17 protein-coding genes and 1 tRNA gene are annotated in these 18,519 nt (G+C 72.4%); 5 read left to right on the forward strand and 13 right to left on the reverse strand.

From position 1 onward, the window contains the following. Positions 1-39: 39 nt before the first annotated feature. Positions 40-1,266: an alanine racemase gene (locus ABCS02_RS20075; RefSeq protein ID WP_345837463.1), complete on the reverse strand. Its 1,227-nt coding sequence runs from the start codon at positions 1,264-1,266 to the stop codon at positions 40-42. A gap of 73 nt (positions 1,267-1,339) precedes the next feature. On the opposite strand from ABCS02_RS20075, the gene ABCS02_RS20080 reads away from it, so the two are divergent. Next, entirely contained in the window at positions 1,340-2,281 is a 942-nt protein-coding gene (locus ABCS02_RS20080; RefSeq protein ID WP_345837464.1) for an amidohydrolase family protein, read from the forward strand. On the opposite strand, the gene ABCS02_RS20085 is transcribed toward ABCS02_RS20080, so the two are convergent. The 3 genes from ABCS02_RS20085 to purU all read right to left on the reverse strand — a co-directional run bounded on the left by ABCS02_RS20085 (position 2,251) and on the right by purU (position 4,856). Continuing rightward, on the reverse strand, positions 2,251-2,655 hold the full coding sequence (locus ABCS02_RS20085) for a hypothetical protein (protein WP_345837465.1): 405 nt from the start codon (positions 2,653-2,655) through the stop codon (positions 2,251-2,253). The genes ABCS02_RS20080 and ABCS02_RS20085 overlap by 31 nt on opposite strands. Positions 2,656-2,679: 24 nt before the next feature. Beyond that, complete coding sequence (locus tag ABCS02_RS20090; protein ID WP_345837466.1) at positions 2,680-3,891, reverse strand: HAMP domain-containing sensor histidine kinase; 1,212 nt, start codon at positions 3,889-3,891, stop codon at positions 2,680-2,682. Positions 3,892-3,956: 65 nt separating this feature from the next. Further along, on the reverse strand, positions 3,957-4,856 hold the full coding sequence (gene purU / locus ABCS02_RS20095) for a formyltetrahydrofolate deformylase (protein ID WP_345837467.1): 900 nt from the start codon (positions 4,854-4,856) through the stop codon (positions 3,957-3,959). A 256-nt stretch (positions 4,857-5,112) separates the two neighbouring features. On the opposite strand from purU, the gene ABCS02_RS20100 reads away from it, so the two are divergent. The 3 genes from ABCS02_RS20100 to ABCS02_RS20110 all read left to right on the forward strand — a co-directional run bounded on the left by ABCS02_RS20100 (position 5,113) and on the right by ABCS02_RS20110 (position 9,543). Continuing rightward, entirely contained in the window at positions 5,113-6,657 is a 1,545-nt protein-coding gene (locus ABCS02_RS20100; RefSeq protein WP_345837468.1) for a Re/Si-specific NAD(P)(+) transhydrogenase subunit alpha, read from the forward strand. Next, the gene (gene pntB / locus ABCS02_RS20105; RefSeq protein ID WP_345837469.1) at positions 6,654-8,057 is read left to right on the forward strand and encodes a Re/Si-specific NAD(P)(+) transhydrogenase subunit beta; all 1,404 of its coding nucleotides are present in this window, start codon (positions 6,654-6,656) and stop codon (positions 8,055-8,057) included. Before ABCS02_RS20100 ends, pntB begins: the two co-directional genes overlap by 4 nt. A 148-nt stretch (positions 8,058-8,205) precedes the next feature. Continuing rightward, complete coding sequence (locus tag ABCS02_RS20110) at positions 8,206-9,543, forward strand: DUF222 domain-containing protein (RefSeq protein WP_345837470.1); 1,338 nt, start codon at positions 8,206-8,208, stop codon at positions 9,541-9,543. 9 nt (positions 9,544-9,552) lie between these two features. Here the strand turns inward: ABCS02_RS20110 and ABCS02_RS20115 are convergent. From ABCS02_RS20115 to ABCS02_RS20145, 7 genes are all read right to left on the reverse strand, one after another. After that, a tRNA-Leu gene (locus ABCS02_RS20115) sits at positions 9,553-9,626 on the reverse strand. A 61-nt stretch (positions 9,627-9,687) separates the two neighbouring features. Continuing rightward, the gene (locus ABCS02_RS20120; protein ID WP_345837471.1) at positions 9,688-11,103 is read right to left on the reverse strand and encodes an FAD-dependent oxidoreductase; all 1,416 of its coding nucleotides are present in this window, start codon (positions 11,101-11,103) and stop codon (positions 9,688-9,690) included. Positions 11,104-11,126: 23 nt separating this feature from the next. Next, entirely contained in the window at positions 11,127-12,443 is a 1,317-nt protein-coding gene (locus ABCS02_RS20125) for a S8 family serine peptidase (RefSeq protein ID WP_345837472.1), read from the reverse strand. Continuing rightward, complete coding sequence (locus ABCS02_RS20130) at positions 12,440-12,967, reverse strand: DUF501 domain-containing protein (RefSeq protein WP_345837473.1); 528 nt, start codon at positions 12,965-12,967, stop codon at positions 12,440-12,442. Before ABCS02_RS20130 ends, ABCS02_RS20125 begins: the two co-directional genes overlap by 4 nt. Positions 12,968-12,976: 9 nt before the next feature. Continuing rightward, entirely contained in the window at positions 12,977-13,501 is a 525-nt protein-coding gene (locus tag ABCS02_RS20135) for a septum formation initiator family protein (protein ID WP_345837474.1), read from the reverse strand. A gap of 31 nt (positions 13,502-13,532) precedes the next feature. Beyond that, complete coding sequence (gene eno, locus ABCS02_RS20140; protein ID WP_345837475.1) at positions 13,533-14,813, reverse strand: phosphopyruvate hydratase; 1,281 nt, start codon at positions 14,811-14,813, stop codon at positions 13,533-13,535. A gap of 118 nt (positions 14,814-14,931) precedes the next feature. After that, positions 14,932-15,600 carry an O-methyltransferase gene (locus tag ABCS02_RS20145; RefSeq protein WP_345837476.1) on the reverse strand — a complete coding sequence of 223 codons (669 nt, stop codon included), beginning with the start codon at positions 15,598-15,600 and terminating at the stop codon, positions 14,932-14,934. A gap of 95 nt (positions 15,601-15,695) precedes the next feature. On the opposite strand from ABCS02_RS20145, the gene ABCS02_RS20150 reads away from it, so the two are divergent. After that, positions 15,696-16,163, forward strand: a complete 468-nt coding sequence (locus tag ABCS02_RS20150; RefSeq protein ID WP_345837477.1) for a hypothetical protein — start codon at positions 15,696-15,698, stop codon at positions 16,161-16,163. A 174-nt stretch (positions 16,164-16,337) separates the two neighbouring features. Here ABCS02_RS20150 and ABCS02_RS20155 read toward each other — a convergent pair whose 3' ends face one another. Both ABCS02_RS20155 and ABCS02_RS20160 read right to left on the reverse strand, forming a co-directional pair. Next, a complete protein-coding gene (locus tag ABCS02_RS20155; protein WP_345837478.1) occupies positions 16,338-17,165 on the reverse strand; it encodes an SGNH/GDSL hydrolase family protein in 828 nt (275 codons plus the stop codon). An 83-nt stretch (positions 17,166-17,248) separates the two neighbouring features. Further along, a complete protein-coding gene (locus ABCS02_RS20160; protein WP_345837997.1) occupies positions 17,249-18,508 on the reverse strand; it encodes an ATP phosphoribosyltransferase regulatory subunit in 1,260 nt (419 codons plus the stop codon). Positions 18,509-18,519 lie beyond the last annotated feature (11 nt).

Consider the following 18,519-nt stretch of genomic DNA (forward strand, 5'->3'; position numbering starts at 1 on the left):
ACGGTGCTCATCGGCCACCGCAGGATGGCATCCGCGGCGTCACAGGAACGCACGGTTCTCACCCCGATACGTGGGCACCGCGCCGACGCGGCGGTCGCCGTCGACGAGGTGGTACTCGGTGACACGCTCGGCGAGCTCGCCGCTCTTCGCGTGCCGGAACCAGACCCGGTCCCCGACGCGGAGCCGGCGCGCCGCCGCGCCCTGCAGCGGCGTCTGCACCTCGCCGGCACCCTCGCGGCCGAGCGTCCGCAGGCCGGCCGGCCACACCGGGAGCGGCTGGCGCGACGCCACGGGCGGGCCGGAGGCGATCCATCCCCCGCCGAGCACCGTGACGATGTCGTCGGCGGGCTTGCGCACGACCTCCAGCGCGAACGCCGCCGCGGGCGCGGGCTCGAACGCGCGGTAGCCGTCGAACAGGTGGCCCGCGAACAATCCGCTGCCGGCGGTGACCTCGGTGACCGACTGGTCGGACGCCGTGTACTCCAGCGAGCCCGTGCCGCCGCCGTTGACGAACTCGAGCGGCGCGATCGCGCGGAGGCTCCCCACGATCTGCGCGCGGCGCTCCTGCAGCTCGTCGCCCGAGCGGCGCTGCATCCACCGGATGACGGCGTCGCCGGCCCCCGTCGCGTCGGGCTGGCCGGCGATCTGCGCCTCGTACATCATGAGTCCGACGAGCCGGTACCCGGGGCGGCGGACGATGGCCTGCGCGAGTGCGGCGACCTCGCCCGGCTCGTGGAGGGGCGATCGCCGCACGCCGACGTGGCCGAGGCCGGGCGCGCGCCACGAGGCATCCGCGTCGATCGCCACCCGGATCGCCGGCCGCGCGCTCGCGGCGACGAGTCCGTCGAGGAGATCGAGCTGCGCGACGTCGTCGACCATGAGCGTGATGCGGGACGCCGCGCTCTCGTCGGACGCGAGCGCACGCAGGGCCGCCCGGTCGACGGTCGGGTACCCGACGACGATGTCGTCATGGTCCTCGGCGAGCCAGAGGGCCTCCGGGAGCGTGAACGCGAGGATGCCGCGGTAGCCCGGCATCCGCAGGGTCGCGTCGAGCACGGCACGGACGCGGATCGACTTGCTCGCCACCCGGATGGGCACGCCGCCGGCGCGGACCGCGAGATCGCGCGCGTTGTAGCGGAGCGCCCCGAGCTCGACCGCCGCAACAGGGCCGGAGACGTCGACGAGCGCTCGGCTCAGATCCGTCCAGAAGCGCGCCGGGTCGCGCCAGGGAGTGTCCCCGCCGCCTTCCAGGAGATCGATCGTCATGTCCGCGATCCTTCCGGGGACCGGACGCCCCGCCTCAGCCTACGACCGCATGCCGCGCGGTAGCCTCAGGCCGATGGCCGCCGATTCTGGACCCGGCCCCGCGCCGGGGTTCGTCGACCTGCACTGCCACGGCGGCGCGGGGGCGGCCTTCGACGACGCCTCGCCGGAGGGGATCGCGGCAGCGCTCGCGCTGCATGCCGCGCACGGGACGCAGCACGTCGTGCTCAGCCTCGTGAGCGCGCCGGTGGCGATCCTGGCGCAGCGGCTGCGGGTGCTCCGCGAACTCGTGCCGGCGCTTCCCCCGGCGGTCGGCATCCATCTCGAGGGCCCGTTCCTCGCGCCAGGCCGGGCTGGCGCGCACGACCCCGCGGCGCTCACGCACCCGGATGCGGCCCTCGTCGACGCGCTCATCGAGGCCGGCGGCCCGGCGCTGCGGATCGTCACGCTCGCCCCCGAGCTTCCCGGTGCGCTCGACGCGATCGGCCGCTTCGTGGATGCCGGGGTCGTCGTCGCGGTCGGACACACCGAGGCCGGCTACGACCTCGCCGCGGCGGCCTTCGACCGCGGCGCGTCTCTGCTCACGCACGCGTTCAATGCGATGCCCGGCCTCGGCCACCGCGAGCCCGGCCCGGTCGGCGCCGCGCTCCGCCGCGAGCACGCCGTGCTCGAGGTGATCGCGGACGGCCACCACCTGCACGATGCCGTGATCGCCACGCTCTTCGCCGCCGCGCCCGGCCGCATCGCCCTGGTCACCGACGCGATGGCCGCCGCGGGCGGCCCGGACGGGCGCTACGTCCTCGGTGCGCGCGACGTCGAGGTCCGCGGCGGGGTGGCCCGGCTCGCGGGCACGGACACGCTCGCGGGCTCCACGCTCACCCTCGATCGCGCGATCGAACGGGCCGTCGGCGCGGGCGTCGCGCGGGAGGCCGCGCTCGCCGCCGCGACCCTCACGCCGGCGCGCGTCCTCGGGCTGACGTCGCCCCGCTACTCGGTGCCGGCGCGACGGGACAGGTAGGCGTTCGAGGGCGGAAGGTACTGGAACACGATCGCGAAGACCGCGATGATCGCGTTGACCCAGACGAGCCAGCCCACGGTCGACGCCTGTGCGATCGTCGCGACGATCTCGATGACGGCGAGGATCGTGATGACGATCCGCGCCCAGTTGCGGCGGCCCAGCATGAGCCAGGCGAACACGACCCGGGCGACCGAGAGCACCGCGGCGGCCGCCGTGAAGGCGACGATCACGAGCACGACCGTCGACGTCGACGCATCCGCTCGCTGCAGCGTCGGTGCGGCGGCGAGCGCGACGAGGATGCCGAGGCCCACCCCGATGAGGGCGTTGACGACCCACAGCCAGAAGGCGGCGGTGAGGGTGTTGGGGCGGTTCATGGCTCTCTCCTTCGTGCCGTGCGGTCAGGCGGCGACCGGAAGGGAGAAGAAGATCTCCGCGCCGACCGACTTCCGGCCTTCCGCGCGCACCCGCCCGCCGTGCAGCTCGACGATGCGCGCGACCGACGCGAGGCCGAGGCCCGTGCCGGGGAACTCGGCATCCGTGTGCAGGCGCGTGAGCGGCCGGAAGAGCCGGCCGGCGTCCGCCGAGTCGAACCCGTCGCCGTTGTCGCGCACCACGAACGTGCCGAGCGAGGCGTCCGCCTCGACGCGCGCGACCTCGATGACGGCCTCCTCGCGGTGGCCGGTGTACTTTACGGCGTTGTCGAGGAGGTTCTCCAGCAGCAGCCGGGCGAGGATCGGGTCGGCGACGGCGGTCAAGTCGTCCTCGACGTTGACCTGGATGCGGCGCTCGGACTGGCGGATCAGCAGGTCGTCCGTCACAGAGCGGGCGAGCGCGCTGAGGTCGACGGCGGTCGGGGCGAACGGGCCGCTCGTGATGCGGTAGATCCCCAGCATCCGCTCGATTTGGCCCGCCATCCGCTCGCCGGCGTGGAGGATCGCCTCGGCGTATCGCGTCGTCGCGCCGGGCTGCCCTTGCTCGGCGTCGACGATGAGCTCAGCGAAGCCCGTGATCGCCCCCAGGGGGCTCCGCAGATCGTGGACGAGGGAGAACATCGCGGTCTCGAGCTCGCCGACGCGCGCCGCGGCACGGTCGCGCTCCTCGCTCCTGCGGACCACCGCACCGCGCAGCTCGAGGTTCTCGACGGCCACCGCGGCGCTGTTGGCGAGGATCTCGATCATGCGCAGCTCGGAGGTCGACGGCTCGTGCGGCTCGGCCCAGTAGGCGCCGAGCGCGCCGATGGGCTCCGAGGTGCGGATCGGCACCATGCTCATGCTCTTCACGAACGTGGGGCGGTAGGCCTCGACGGGCACCCGCTCGTCGTCGTAGATGTCCGGGATCGCGACCGTCTCGCGGTGCATCATGGCCCAGCCGCTCACACAGGCGGTCAGCGGGAAGCGACGGCCCTTCCACAGCGGGCTGATCGCGTTCTCGTCCGCGTAGAAGCAGAACCCGTCCTCCCGCAGCACGAAGGTCGCGCCGTCGGCGCCGGTCGCCTCGCGCACGGACTCTGCGACGACCTCCGTGACGCGTTCGAGCGTCGTGGCCTCAGAGAGCAGGGCGACGGTGCGCGTCAGCACGTCGGGTCGAGTGTCGCCGAGCACGTCGGTCATCAGTCCCCCTGGGGTCAGTCGGGAGAGGTCACCCCGATGCTAGCGTCCCGGCCGCCGGTGCGGGATCAGAAGACGATCGTCTCGCGGCCGTTGCGGATGACGCGGTCCTCGCAGTGCCAGAGCACCGCGCGGGACAGCACGGCGCGCTCGACGTCCGCGCCCCGGCGCTGGAGGTCGCCAGCGGTCTCGACGTGCGTGACCCGGACCACGTCCTGCTCGATGATCGGCCCCTCGTCGAGGTCCTGCGTCACGTAGTGGCTGGTGGCGCCGATCAGCTTGACCCCGCGCTCCTTCGCCTTCCGGTACGGGCCCGCGCCGATGAAGGCGGGCAGGAACGAGTGGTGGATGTTGATGATCGGCACGCCGAGCCGTTCGATGAAGTCCGGCGACAGGATCTGCATGTAGCGGGCGAGGACGACCAAGTCGACGTTGCCCTTCAGGAGGCTCAGGATCTCCGCCTCGGCCGCGGACTTGTCCGGCCCCTGCGACGGCACGTGGAAGAACGGCACCCCGAACGAGCGCACGTCCTCGGCGACGTTGGTGTGGTTCGAGATGACCATGGGGATGATCGCGGGGATCTCGCCGCGGCGCTGCCGCCAGAGGAGGTCGAGCAGGCAGTGGTCGCTCGTCGACGCCAGGAGCGCGACCCGCTTCGGCACCGAGCGGTCCACGAGCCGCCACTCGAGGCCGAGCGCCTCTCCCACGCGCTCGGCGAGCGCGTCCTCCAGGGCGGGACGGATCGCCGCGAAGTCCTGCAGGTGGAGCACCGTCCGCTGGAAGAAGTTGCCGCCCTGCGGGTCGTCGCTGTACTGGCCGAGCGCGACGATGTTCGCGTCGAAGTCCGCGAGCACCGAGGAGATCGCGGCGACGAGTCCGGGCCGGTCGGGCCCCTGCACGAGCAGGACCGCCTCGTCCTCCGGAAGGTTCATCTGCGCGGCCGCGATCGACCGGGACGTGTACGTCATGCCTTCATCCTTGCAAACCGGGCCGATGATCGACGGCGGCTCGGCGCCGATCGCCGGCCGGGACAAGTTCGTCGCCGTTTCGCTTCCGCAGAAGACGGCCCGTTCTTGCGACCGCCTGTCGCGCGAGCGGGCGTCCCGGGGCGTGCTACACAGGAGATTCCCGGCCTTTGCGCGCCTCACGACGGCGTACGCGCGGCCCGCCCATCCCGTTCTGCGACGGCCGCTCACGCGCCTGTCGAGATGAAAGCAGCCCAGTATGACCCGTATCGGCATCGTTGCGGAGCAGCCCGGGGAGACGAGGGTCTCCGCCACGCCCAGCACCGTCGAGAAGCTTCGCGCGCTCGGCTACGACGTCGTCGTCGAGACGGGCGCCGGCGTCGCATCCGCCTTCCCCGACGACGCGTTCCAGACCGCCGGGGCCGTGATCGGCACGCGCGCGGACGCGTGGAGCGCCGAGGTCGTCGTGAAGGTGAACGCCCCGACGCCGGACGAGATCGACCTCCTCGCGGACGGCGCGACCCTCATCGGCCTCCTTGCCCCCGGCCTCCGCCCCGAGGTGCGCGAGGGACTCGCGACCCGCGGCATCACGGCGCTCGCGCTCGACGCCGTGCCCCGCATCTCCCGGGCGCAGTCGATGGACGTGCTCAGCTCGATGTCGAACATCTCGGGCTACCGCGCCGTCGTCGAGGCGGCGCACGAGTTCGGCCGGTTCTTCACGGGACAGGTCACGGCGGCGGGCAAGGTCCCGCCGGCGAAGGTGCTCATCGCCGGCGCCGGCGTCGCAGGCCTCGCCGCGATCGGCGCGGCCTCCAGCCTCGGCGCGATCGTCCGCGCCACCGACCCGCGCCCCGAGGTCGCGGACCAGGTCAAGTCCATCGGCGGCGAGTACCTGCCCGTGCAGGTCGCGGAGCAGATGGCGAGCTCCGACGGGTACGCGAAGGCGACGAGCGCGGACTACGACCGCGCCGCGGCCGAGCTGTACTCGGCGCAGGCGCGCGACGTCGACATCATCATCACGACGGCGCTGATCCCGGGGCGCCCGGCGCCGCGGCTCATCACGGCCGCGGACGTCGCGAGCATGCGACCGGGCAGCGTCATCGTCGACATGGCGGCGATCCAGGGCGGGAACGTCGAGGGCTCGGTCGCGGGCGAGCGGGTCGTCACGCCGAACGGCGTCGTCATCCTGGGCTACACCGATCTCGCCGGACGCCTCCCCACGCAGGCGTCGCAGCTGTACGGCACGAACGTCGTCAACCTGCTGAAGCTGCTCACGCCCGGCAAGGACGGGCAGCTCGTGCTCGACTTCGACGACGTCGTCCAGCGCGGCGTGACGGTCGTGCGTGACGGCGAATCGACCTGGCCACCGCCCCCGGTCGCGGTCTCCGCGCCCCCCGCGGCGGCCACGCCCGCGCCGGCCACGCCCGCCTCCCCCGTGAAGAAGACCATGTCGACGGGCGCCCGGATCGCGCTGATCGCGATCGGCGTGGCCATTCTGTTCGTCATCACCGCGTTCGCCCCGGCCCCGATCCCCCAGCACTTCACGGTCCTGGCCCTGTCGGTCGTCGTGGGCTTCTACGTCATCGGGCACGTGCACCACGCGCTGCACACGCCGCTCATGAGCGTCACGAACGCGATCTCGGGCATCATCGTCGTCGGCGCGATGGTCCAGATCACGATTCCGAACCTGGCCGTGCAGATCCTCGCGGCCGTGGCCGTGCTGCTGGCGAGCATCAACATCTTCGGCGGCTTCGCGGTGACCCGCCGAATGCTCGCGATGTTCTCGAAGGGAGCCGGCCGATGAGCCCCGCCTCTGTTGCGACGGCGGCGTACCTCATCGCCGCCATCCTGTTCATCCTGAGCCTGCACGGCCTCAGCAAGCACGAGACGGCCCGATCGGGCGTCGTCTACGGCATCGTCGGCATGACGATCGCGCTGCTCGCGACCGCCTGGGTCACGGCGCAGAACGCGTGGGGCGACCCCGCCGCGGTCACCGGTCTCGTGCTGCTCGTCGTCGCCATCATCATCGGCGGGGCGATCGGTCTGTGGCGCGCGCGCGTCGTCGAGATGACCGGGATGCCGCAGCTCATCGCGCTCCTGCACAGCTTCGTCGGTCTCGCCGCCGTCCTCGTGGGCTGGAACGGCGCGCTGCACGACGAGGGCATCGCGCCCGACCTGATCGGCATCCACCACGCCGAGGTGTTCATCGGCGTGTTCATCGGTGCCGTCACGTTCACCGGCTCGATCGTCGCGTACCTGAAGCTGTCGGCGCGGATCTCCTCGAAGCCGCTCATGCTGCCGGGGAAGAACATCCTGAACGTCGGCGCGCTCGTCGTGTTCGTCGCCCTCACCGTCTGGTACGTCATCACGCCCGGGCTGTGGCTGCTCGTCGTCGTGACCGCGCTCGCGCTGGCGCTCGGCTGGCACCTCGTCGCCTCGATCGGCGGCGGCGACATGCCCGTCGTCGTCTCGATGCTCAACAGCTACTCGGGCTGGGCGGCCGCCGCGGCGGGCTTCCTGCTCGACAACGATCTGCTGATCGTGACGGGCGCGCTCGTCGGCTCCTCGGGTGCCTACCTTTCGTACATCATGTGCAAGGCGATGAACCGGTCGTTCCTGTCCGTCATCGCGGGCGGTTTCGGCATCGAGGCGCCGCGGAAGGACGGCGAGGAGGAGGTCGGCGAGCACCGCGAGATCGACGCGCAGGGCGTCGCAGAGCTGCTCACCTCGGCATCCAGCGTCGTCATCACGCCGGGCTACGGCATGGCCGTCGCGCAGGCGCAGTACCCGGTCGCGGAGCTCACGTCGCGGCTGCGGGAACGCGGCGTCGATGTGCGGTTCGGCATCCACCCCGTCGCGGGGCGCCTGCCCGGCCACATGAACGTGCTGCTGGCCGAGGCGAAGGTGCCGTACGACATCGTGCTCGAGATGGACGAGATCAACGACGACCTGTCGGACACGTCCGTCGTGCTCGTGATCGGCGCGAACGACACGGTCAACCCCGCCGCGGCGGAGGACCCGAGCAGCCCCATCGCGGGGATGCCGGTGCTGCGGGTGTGGGAGGCGGAGAACGTCGTGGTCTTCAAGCGCTCGATGGCCTCAGGCTATGCGGGCGTGCAGAACCCGCTCTTCTTCCGCGAGAACGCGAGCATGCTCTTCGGCGACGCCAAGGACCGGGTCGAGGACATCCTCCGCGCCCTCTGAGGTCGAGCTCCTCTCACCCCCCTCCGGAATGTCGGAGGGGGGTGAGATGCTTCTGGCAGGTCGTCGAGTGCCCATCTCGATCGATGATCCGGTCCCGGTTGTGCGGGGCTGATGGTTCGTCGTTCGAGTCCCGGAGGGAGGGCACGCCATGGGCGGTCGGCAGCGCCTCCTGCTCCCCCTCGAGATGGCCGGGTTCGATCCGGTCGAGCGCGCACGGCTCTCGACGATCACCGACGAGTTCGCCGAGGTGCGCGCCGCGGCCGCACGGCTGGCCGCCCGGGAGGCGCGGCTCCTCGCCGACGCCGAGGCGATCGCGCGGGTCGCGATGGAGCGGATGCCGGGCACCGCGCGCGATCGGGAGATGGCGCGGCGCTGCGTCGCCGCCGAGCTCGGCACCGCGGTCCGCGTGAACGACCGCACCGTGCAGGACCAGATGGACGAGGCGCATCGGCTCCGCGAGCTGTTCCCGGGGACGCTGGAGGCGCTCGCCGAGGCGCGCATCAGCCGCCGCCACGCCGACGCGATCCTCGACGCGGGTGCGGGCATCGCCGAGCCGGCGGTGCGCGCGGCGTTCGAGCGGGTCGTGCTCGGGCGGGCCGAGACGCAGACGGCGCCGCGCACGCGCGCGTTCGCGCGCCAGCTGGCCGAGCGCGTGAACCCCGCGAGCATGGCCGAGCGGCACGCCGCGGCTCTCGAGACGCGCGGGGTCTCGGTCCGTGAGGTGGATGACGGGATGTCCGAGCTGGTCGTGCTGCTGCCGACCGTGCTCGCGCGCGGCATCCTCTCCCGCCTCACCCAGCAGGCGCGCGCGATCCAGGGCGTGCCGGACGAGGCGGATGCGGGCGTTCAGGCCGATGCTGCGGTGGGGTCGGAGGATGCGCGGTCGCTCGACCAGGTCCGCGCGGACCTGCTGACGGACATGCTGCTGACGGGTGCGCCGGCGATCGATCCCACCCGCGACCGCTCCCCCGGTGGGCTCGGGGCGATCCGCGCGCAGGTCGAGATCACGATCCCGGTGACGACGCTGACCGGAACGACCGACTCGGGCGCGGAGATCGACGGCCGCTCACCCGTGGACCCGACCTCGGCGAGGCGTCTGGCCGGCGAGTGCCCCGGGTGGGACCGCATCCTGCTGCATCCGGTGACCGGGGTCGTGCTCACGGTCGACCGCTACCGCCCCTCGGAGGAGCAGCGACGCCTGCTCCACGCGCGCGACCGACACTGCCGCTTCCCCGGATGCCGGATGCCCGCGGCGCGGTGCGACATCGACCACACGCACGACCACGCCCGCGGCGGCAAGACGGAGGTGTGCAACCTCTGCTGCCTGTGCAAGCGCCATCACACCCTGAAGCACGCGACCGACTGGACGGTGCGCCAGCTCCCCGGCGGAACCCTGGAGTGGACGAGCCCCGACGGTCGCACCTCCCTCGACGAACCGCCACCCCGGGTGGTGTTCGTCCCCGACGCCGATCCCCCGCCGTTCTGACCGAGAACGTGCCCCCGCTGGGATTCGAACCCAGACTGAAGCGATTTTAAGTCGCCTGCCTCTTCCGGTTGGGCTACGGGGGCCGTCAGCGGGGCTCGACCGTCGGTACTCGCGTGTTGTTGGTCGAGTGTTGGTGGTCGCGTGTCAGCGGGTGGGGGCCGGGGTCCTCACCGTGCCGGTCGTGGGGGCGGTCGGCACGGAAGCGGTCACCGGAGCGGCCGCCTGAGCCGGACGCGGGCGAGCGGCGAACTCCTCGAACACGTAGCGGGGGTTCTGCACCGCCTCCAGCGTCGCGATGTCGCGGCCGAGCCAGAAGTTGTTCCACCAGCCCCACAGCACGCGCCACTTGCGCTCCCACGACGGCATCGCCATGCCGTGGTAGCCGCGGTGCGCGCACCACGCGATGAAGCCCTTGAGCGCGAGGCCCTTGGCCTGGAACACGCCGTCGTAGAGGCCGAGGCCCGCGACCGCGCCGAGGTTCTTGTGGAGGTACTCGCGCGGGAGCTCGCCGCGGATCACCGCGGCCAGGTTCTTCGCGAGGAGCTTGCCCTGACGCACGGCGTGCTGCGCGTTCGGCACGCAGTAGCCGCCGACGCCGTCGCCGGAGAGGTCCGGGACCGCTGCCACGTCGCCGGCCGCCCACGCGTCCGCCACGATCTCCTCCTCCGTGCCGACGCGGAGGTCGGTACGGGTACGGATGCGGCCGCGCTCGTCGGCGGGGAGGTCCGAGCCCCGGACGACGGCGGGGTTCGCCATCACGCCCGCGGTCCACACGATGACGTCGCTCGGGATCGTCTCGCCGGTCGACAGCTCGATGATGCCGTCGACCGCACCCTTGACCTGCGTGTCGAGGTGGACGTAGGCGCCCTTCTTCGCGAGGTCTTTCAGCACCCACTCGCTCGTGGGGACCGAGACCTCCGGCATGATCCGGCCCGTGGCCTCGATCAGGTGGAAGTGGGTCTCGTCGAAGGAGAGCTGCGGGTAGAACTTCAGCAGCGACGACGCGAAGGAGCGCAGCTCCGCGAAGATCTCGATCCCGGCGAACCCGCCGCCGACCACGACGACAGTGAGGAGCCGCTCGCGCTCCGGCCCCGGGGGCAGCGCCATCGCCTTGTCGAAGTTCGTGAGGAGCTGGTCGCGGATCGCCACCGCCTCCTCGATCGTCTTGAGGCCGATCGCGTTGTCCGCGATTCCCGGGATCGGGAAGGTGCGGGAGACGGCGCCGGCCGTGACCACGATCTGGTCGTACTCGTGCTGCCACGACTCGCCGATCGGCGGCGTGATGGTGGCGACCTTGTTCGCGTGGTCGATCTTCGTGATCTTCGCGGTGACCACGGTCGTGCGCTTGAGGTGACGACGAAGCGTCACCACGGCGTGCCGGGCCTCGATCGATCCGGCGGCGACCTCCGGCAGGAACGGCTGGTAGGTCATGTACGGCAACGGATCGACGACCGTGACGTCAGCCTCCCCCCGCCTCAGATGCTTCTCGAGCCGCCACGCGGTGTAGAAGCCTGCATAGCCACCGCCGACGATGAGGATCCTGGGCGCAGTGCTGGTCACGGTGGAACGAGTCCCTTCACGGGTTATTTGTGCGGCGAACGCGAGTCGCGCGCCGAACGGATGCGTCGGACAGCAGCGGTGACGCCGAGCGCGACCAGTATAGCCGGGACCGTCAGCGCCAGAAGCGGCACCGATCCGTAGACGAACGTGCCGTACGACGGCAGCAGCGGCGAAAGGTCGCTCGTGGCCGTGTCCGGCGCGGGCAGCGCCTCGACCGGCAGCGGCGACGCGGTCGGCGTCGGCGTGACCGCCGCGGCGCGCCGGTACACGCGGATCCAGTCCGAGAGGTCGCCCATCGGATTCGCCGACACGAGCGGCACGTCGGCACCGACGGCCGCCGACGCGTCCACGAGCCCGTAGCCGTACTGCGCGTCCGGCACGTGCGACTGGCCGGACGCCGGCCGGGCCGTCGCGATGATGCGGTTGATCACGTTCGCCGCGTTGAGGTCCGGATGCGCCGCCCGCACGAGCGCGGCGACCCCGGCGATGATCGGCGCGGCCCCGCTCGTGCCGTTCCAGACCACGACCTGCCCGTTGGCGGACACGCCCAGCAGCTGCTCGCTCGGGGCGGAGATCCCGATCACGATGCCCTGTGTGGACGCCTCGACGCTCGCGGCGCCCAACGGTGTCACGCCCGCGACCGTGAGGACGCCCGGGATCGTGGCGGGGGCCCCGACGACATCCGTGCCCGAGCCCCGGTTCCCGGCCGCGACGACGACCACGACGTCGTGATCGAAGGCGTAAAGGAACGCGTCGTCCCAGCTCGGATCCCAGCCCAGCGTGTTCGTCGTGAACGACAGGTTGATGACGTCCGCGCCGTGGTCGACGGCCCAGCGGATGCCGGCGGCGACCTGCTTCGTGAACGACACCGGGGACGAGCCGCCGAACCCGAGCGAGACGGAGAGCAGGTCCGCGTCAGGCGCGACCCCCAGCATCCCCGCTCCCCCGCCCGTCCCACGCCCGGCGGCGAGCGAGGCGACCCAGCTCCCGTGGTCCGGATCCTCGGTGCCCACTGGTGTACGGCCGTCCGGGCTGCCGACGGTGGACTCGTCGGTCCCCGCGACGACGCCCGCGAACACCGGCCCCTGGCCGATGCCGGTGTCGATGATCGCGATCTTCGTGCCCGCACCGCGCGTGACCTGCCACGCGTCGCGGATGCCGTAGTCGTTCAGCCAGTACTCGGCGGCCTGCACCGGATCACCGGACGGCGACGCGGGGGTGGACACGGATGACGGGGACACGGATGACGGAGACACAGCGGGCGGGGAGGCCGCGGCCCCGAGGGCCGCGATCGAGGCGAGGGCCAGCACCGCGGCGGCGAGGCGGGTCGTTCGCCTCACGCGGACGCCGTCCGGGCGGCGCCGGGCTGCTCGCACACGCAGCGTTGCGGGCTCCAGTCCGAGCGGGCGAGCGCCGCATCGCCGACCGGGTTCACGCCCGGGCCCGCGGCCAGCGCGTGAGCGGCCACGGCGTGCAGGCACTTGACGCGCGTCGGCATGCCGCCGGCCGAGATCCCCGCGATCTCGGGGACCTCGCCGAACACGTCGCGGTCGCGGATGTACGCCTCGTGCGCGGCCCGGTAGGCGGCCGCGACCTCCTCGTCGTCGGCGAGCCAGTCGCCCAGCTCGCGCATGACGTGCTCGGCCTCGATCACCGACATCGCGATGGTCGCGGCGGGATGGGTGAGGTAGTAGAACGTGGGGAACGGCGTGCCGTCCTCGAGACGAGGCGCGGTCGCGACCACCGTCGGGTTGCCGCAGACGCAGCGCGCCGCGATCCCGAGGACACCCCGCGCGGGGCGGCCGAGCTGCGCGCGCAGCACCGCCAGCTCCGCAGCGCTCACCGGAGGGAACGGAGGCGTCATCCCGCCAGGCTACCCGGCGGGGCTGGGAGACGCGGGCGCGGGGGTGGCGGGGGAAGTGGGAGCCGTAGAGATGCTGCGGGACAGGCCGGTGGTCGTGAGGGAACGCACGAACTGGGTCATCCAGTCCGTCCGGGTCTTCGTCACGTCCTCGCTGACGGGGGCCTGCTCCTGCGGAACGGCGGATGCCGGGAGGTCGTCGTCGACGAGGTAGACGACCTCGCCGGGCCGGACGTAGTAGAGCCGCTCGCGCGCCTGCGTCGTGATGTAAGCGGGATCCGACCAGCGCTGACTCTCGCGCTGGAGGTCGTCGACGTCCTGCTGCGTGAGCGCGATCGCCGACTCCGCCGCCGCGATCTGGCGGCGCTGGTCGAGATACGTGCCGACCGTCGGCACGAGCACGAAGACGCCCAGCACGACGAGGCCGAGCATGATGACCGCGAACCCGGACAACCGGAGGCCGCCGAGCCACTGGCGGACGTCGACGCGCCGCCGTGGAGCCCTGGAACCGGAAGGGGGAGCCGCACGTCTCGTCACGACTCCCCCTTCCGTCCGGGATCAGGTGCGCTCAGCCCTTGTAGCGGGGGAAGGCCGCGCGACCCGCGAACGACGCGGCCTCGCCCAGCTCCTCCTCGATGCGCAGAAGCTGATTGTATTTCGCGACGCGCTCGCTGCGGGCGGGCGCGCCGGCCTTGATCTGACCGCAGTTGGTCGCGACCGCAAGGTCGGCGATCGTGGTGTCCTCGGTCTCGCCGGAGCGATGCGACAGCATCGAGCGGTAACCGTTCGCGGTGGCGAGCGCGACCGCGTCGAGCGTCTCGGAGAGCGTCCCGATCTGGTTCACCTTCACGAGGAGCGCGTTCGCGACGCCGAGGTCGATGCCCTTCTGCAGGCGGGCAGGGTTGGTGACGAACAGGTCGTCGCCGACGAGCTGCACGCTCGTGCCGAGCTTGTCGGTGAGCACCTTCCAGGCGTCCCAGTCGTCCTCGGCGAGGGCGTCCTCGATCGTGACGATCGGGTAGTTCGCGACGAGGTCGGCGAAGTAGTCGGTCAGCTTCTCGGCCGTCCAGGCCTGGCCCTCGACGGTGTAGACGCCGTCGGCGAAGAACTCGGTGGCGGCGACGTCGAGGCCCACGGCGACGTCACGGCCGGGGGTGAAGCCGGCCTTCTCGATCGCCTTCAGCAGGAAGTCGAGGCCCTCGCGGTTGCTCGGAAGGTCGGGGGCGAAGCCGCCCTCGTCGCCGAGGCCCGTGGCGAAGCCCGCCGCCTTCAGCTCGCCCTTGAGGACGTGGTAGACCTCGGTGCCCCAGCGGAGCGACTCCGCGAACGTGTCCGCGCCGATCGGTGCCAGGAAGAACTCCTGGAAGTCGATGCCGTTGTCCGCGTGCTCGCCGCCGTTGATGACGTTGAACAGCGGGACCGGCAGGACGTGCGCGTTCGGGCCGCCCAGGTAGCGAAAGAGGGGCAGGTCGGCGCTGTCGGCCGCGGCCTTCGCGACGGCGAGGCTGACGCCGAGGATCGCGTTCGCGCCCGTGCGCGACTTGTTGTCCGAGCCGTCGACCGCGATGAGGACCTCGTCGATGACGCGCTGCTCGCTCGCGTCGATGCCCTCGAGGGCGGGGCCGAGCTCGTCGATGACGGCGTCGACGGCCTGCTGGACGCCCTTCCCGCCGTAGCGGCCCTTGTCGCCGTCGCGGAGCTCGTACGCCTCGAACGCGCCGGTCGACGCACCCGAGGGGACGGCGGCGCGCTGCACGATCCCGTCGTCCAGGAGCACCTCCACTTCGACGGTCGGGTTGCCGCGCGAATCCAGGATCTCGCGCGCGTTGACAGCCTCGATGAGTGCCACGGATGGGCTCCTTAGAGTGGGGGAACTGGGGCCGACGGGACAGGGATCAGAACGTCCTCGGTCCGCGTCCGAGTCTAGTGAGCGCGGCGTCGCGGCGTGACATGGGTCGGGTCCTGAGTCAGGTCACGAGAGCGATCGCGACGCCGTCCCAGTCCTTGACCCCCACGGTCTGCAGGGCGGTCGCGTCGAACCGCGGATCGCCGCCGAGGACGGCGAGTCCCGCCCGCGTCCCCTGGACGCCGTGCGCGTGGGATCCGGGGTCGGCGACGTCGCCGCCACGCCCGATGTTGTCGACGACCACGACGGTGCCGGGATGCCCGAGGCGGGCCGCCCAGTCGAGGTAGAGCGCGTTGGACTCCTTGTCGGCGTCGACGAAGACGAGGTCGAACGGCTCGCCGCCCGCAAGCTCGGGCAGCACGCGCTCGCCGCGGCCGATCCGGATCTCGACGCGCTCCCCCAGGCCCGCCGCGTCGATGCTGCGCCGCGCAACCGCCGCGTGGGCGGGCTCGGCCTCGATCGTCACGACGAGGCCGCCCTCGGGCAGACCGCGCGCCATCCAGATCGTGGAGTAGCCGCCGAGCGTGCCGATCTCCAGCACCCGCCGGGCGCCCGACATCCGGACCAGGAGGTTCAGGAGCTTGCCGCCCAGCGGGGACACCTGGATCTCCGGCATCCCCGCCGCGCGCTGCGCCGCGAGCGCCGCCTCGAGCGCGGCGTCCTCGGGGATGAGCGTGCGCGTGAGGTACTCGTCGACGCGCGTCCAGTTCTGCGGGGTCGGCTCGGCCATGACCCTCAGCCTCGCGGGAGCCGCTCGGCGTGGTCAACCCCGTCTGAGCAGGAATCGAGAAGCGCACGACCCCAGGCGGTTCGTAGCCTGGCGACATGGCAACCACGAAGACGGCAACCACGAAGACGAACGACGCCGACACCGACGAATTCACCGCGGAGGAGCGGGCCGCGATGAAGCAGCGCTCCGCGGAGCTGCGGAAGAAGCGGCGCGGCAAGACGACGCCCGAGGAGGACGCCGCCGAGGTGCTCGAGGCGATCGCCGCGATGGAGGAGCCCGACCGCGGCATCGCGGAGAGCATCCACGCGATCATCACCGCGACGGCGCCCGAGCTCGCCCCGAAGACCTGGTACGGGTTCCCGGCCTATTTCGCGGCCGGCAAGTGCGTCGCGTTCTACCAGCCGGCCACGAAGTTCAAGTACCGCTACGGCACGCTCGGGTTCCAGGAGAACGCGCAGCTCGACGACGGGCAGATGTGGGCGACGTCCTTCGCGATCCTCGAGATCACGCCGGACGTCGAGAAGCGGATCGCCGAGCTCGTGCGCCGCGCCGCCGGAAGCTAGACACGCACCCAGCCCGTCCACCTGTCGCGTCTGACCGCGACCGCCGCGGTTAGCGACAGGTGAGCGGCCGAACGCCGGGTTCGCCCGACGCGATCGGCGACGTGAGCGGGCTATCGCGACAGGTGAGCGGGACGCCGGAGCGGGCGATCAGGCCGACACGGGGCGGGAGCGGGATCAGACGGGCGGAAGCGGGGACGAGGGCGCGGGCGGGGTGTCCTCGATGCCCAGGGCGGCCAGCACGGCGGGGAGGAACGCCTCCGCGGTCCGGCGGTAGCCGAGGGCGCTCGGGTGGAAGCGGTCGAGGCTGAACATCTCGTCCGGCTGCTCCAGGAACAGGGGCCCGACCGTGCGCCGCAGCGACACGACCTGGGCGCCGAGCCGCTCCGCGGCCTCGGCCTGCGCCGCCGCCAGCTGGCGGGACCAGCGCGACGCGACCGAGCGCAGCGGCTGCGGCACGGGGCGGAGCGCGCCGAGGTCCGGGCACGTGCCGACGACGACCGGCACGCCGCGGTCGCGCAGGCGCTCGATCGCCCGTTCCAGGTGCTGCACCGAGACGTGCCGCGGCACGCGGTGGGTCACGTCGTTGCCTCCGACGACGATGATCGCGACATCCGGCCGGTACCGCTCCGGGAGGGAGTCGAGCTGCGCGTCGAGCGCGGAGGACTCGGAGCCGACGACCGCGGCCGTCCGCAGCCGCACGGGCCGGCGCAGGCGCCGCCCGAGGCCCCGCGCGATGCGCGCGCCCAGCACGTCCTTCCGGCGCTCCGCGCCCAGCCCCGCCGCGGTCGAGTCGCCGAGGATCAGCAGCCGCAGCGGCTTGCCCTCGTACGCGCTGCGCCACACCCGGTCGGCGTCCGGGGCGGCCTCGCCGAGCGGCTTGCCGATCCGCCGGCGTGCGAGCGCCGCCTGGTTCTTGAGGAACTCGCGCGCGGCCACCAGCACGACACCGACCGCCGCGACCGTGGAGGCCGCGGCGACCATCGCCGTTCGGGTGCGGCTCATGCTCCGATTGGAACTCCTCCCGGTGAACGGCGGGTGACGGGATGGGATGTCCCACGCCCGTCAATATCGGCTTCAGCCCAGCGTCAGCCCAGCGGCTTCAGCTCCAGCTCGATCGTGCCCGCCGAAACGACGCCGAAGCGCGTGTAGCCGTCGGATGCCGCGCGGTCGAGCAGGCCCGTCAGGTTCCGGGGGCGCTGCTCGATCCGCACGCGGGCGCCGCCGGCGACGAGGCGGGCCTTGTGGGCGAGGAGCTCGCCCGTGGGCACGTCGGCGTCGTGCACGAGCACGATCGCGTCCGCCGCGGCATCCGCCGTCTCGTCGAGGAGGTCGACGATGCGCTCGAAGCCGAGCGAGAAGCCGACCGCCGGCACGTCCTGGCCGAGGAAGCGGCCGATCATCCCGTCGTAGCGCCCCCCGCCGCCGAGCGAGGAGCCCGCGGCCGGGTGGCCGAGCTCGAAGATCGTGCCCGTGTAGTAGCCCATCCCCCGCACGAGGAACGGGTCGAACACGAGCGGGACGGCGGCGCCGGACCGCGCCTGCGCCACGGTCGCGCCGAGCCCGGCGAGGTGCCCCACGAGCTCGTCGGGCGCACCGTCCGGCAGCGCGGCACGGATCGCGTCCGCCCCGAACTCCGCCCCGAACCCCGTGCCCGCGACCACGTCGCGCCCCAGGAACCGCTCGTACGCGTCGACGGCGGTCGGAGTGGCGCCGCGCTCGCGCAGCTCGGCGACGACGCCGCTCGCGCCGATCTTGTCGAGCTTGTCGATCGTGATGAGGACGCCGGCGCGCTCGTCCGGGGCGAACCCGAAGCTGCCCAGCATCCAGTCGAGCGCCCGGCGATCGTTCACGCGGACGACGGCGTCGCGCAGCCCGAGGGCGTCGAGCGCATCGAGGGAGGCGACGACGAGCTCGGCCTCGGCGCGCACCGTGGCATCCCCGATGATGTCGATGTCGCACTGCACGAACTGGCGGTAGCGACCCTTCTGCGGGCGCTCGGCGCGCCAAACCGGGGCGATCTGAATCGCCCGGAAGACCCCGGGCAGCTCCGCGCGGTGCGAGGCGTAGAAGCGCGCGAGCGGGACGGTCAGGTCGTAGCGCAGGCCGAGGTCGGTGAGGGCGGCGGGGTCGTCCGCGGCCGCGCGGATCGCGTCGGCGTCGAGCCCGCGCTTGAGCACGGTGTACGCGAGCTTCTCGTTGTCGCCGCCGATCCCGGCGTGCAGACGGGCGTACTCCTCCATGACCGGCGTCTCGATCTCGTCGAAGCCGTGGGCGCGGTAGCGCTCGCGAATGACGGCGAGCACGCGCTCGCGCCGGGCCTTCTCAGCGGGGAGGAAGTCGCGCATGCCGCGCGGCG

The sequence above is a fragment of the Microbacterium sp. X-17 genome, assembly GCF_039615055.1.

What these genes read in the sequence shown, in the direction of transcription:
- ABCS02_RS20160 (WP_345837997.1), bottom strand. Translation starts at nt 18,508, where the DNA reads ATGCGCGACTTCCTCCCCGCTGAGAAGGCCCGGCGCGAGCGCGTGCTC.
- ABCS02_RS20145 (WP_345837476.1), bottom strand. Translation starts at nt 15,600, where the DNA reads ATGGCCGAGCCGACCCCGCAGAACTGGACGCGCGTCGACGAGTACCTC.
- ABCS02_RS20130 (WP_345837473.1), bottom strand. Translation starts at nt 12,967, where the DNA reads ATGACGCCTCCGTTCCCTCCGGTGAGCGCTGCGGAGCTGGCGGTGCTG.
- ABCS02_RS20090 (WP_345837466.1), bottom strand. Translation starts at nt 3,891, where the DNA reads ATGACCGACGTGCTCGGCGACACTCGACCCGACGTGCTGACGCGCACC.
- ABCS02_RS20080 (WP_345837464.1), top strand. Translation starts at nt 1,340, where the DNA reads ATGGCCGCCGATTCTGGACCCGGCCCCGCGCCGGGGTTCGTCGACCTG.
- ABCS02_RS20110 (WP_345837470.1), top strand. Translation starts at nt 8,206, where the DNA reads ATGGGCGGTCGGCAGCGCCTCCTGCTCCCCCTCGAGATGGCCGGGTTC.
- pntB (WP_345837469.1), top strand. Translation starts at nt 6,654, where the DNA reads ATGAGCCCCGCCTCTGTTGCGACGGCGGCGTACCTCATCGCCGCCATC.
- ABCS02_RS20150 (WP_345837477.1), top strand. Translation starts at nt 15,696, where the DNA reads ATGGCAACCACGAAGACGGCAACCACGAAGACGAACGACGCCGACACC.
- purU (WP_345837467.1), bottom strand. Translation starts at nt 4,856, where the DNA reads ATGACGTACACGTCCCGGTCGATCGCGGCCGCGCAGATGAACCTTCCG.
- ABCS02_RS20100 (WP_345837468.1), top strand. Translation starts at nt 5,113, where the DNA reads ATGACCCGTATCGGCATCGTTGCGGAGCAGCCCGGGGAGACGAGGGTC.
- ABCS02_RS20155 (WP_345837478.1), bottom strand. Translation starts at nt 17,165, where the DNA reads ATGAGCCGCACCCGAACGGCGATGGTCGCCGCGGCCTCCACGGTCGCG.
- ABCS02_RS20085 (WP_345837465.1), bottom strand. Translation starts at nt 2,655, where the DNA reads ATGAACCGCCCCAACACCCTCACCGCCGCCTTCTGGCTGTGGGTCGTC.
- ABCS02_RS20075 (WP_345837463.1), bottom strand. Translation starts at nt 1,266, where the DNA reads ATGACGATCGATCTCCTGGAAGGCGGCGGGGACACTCCCTGGCGCGAC.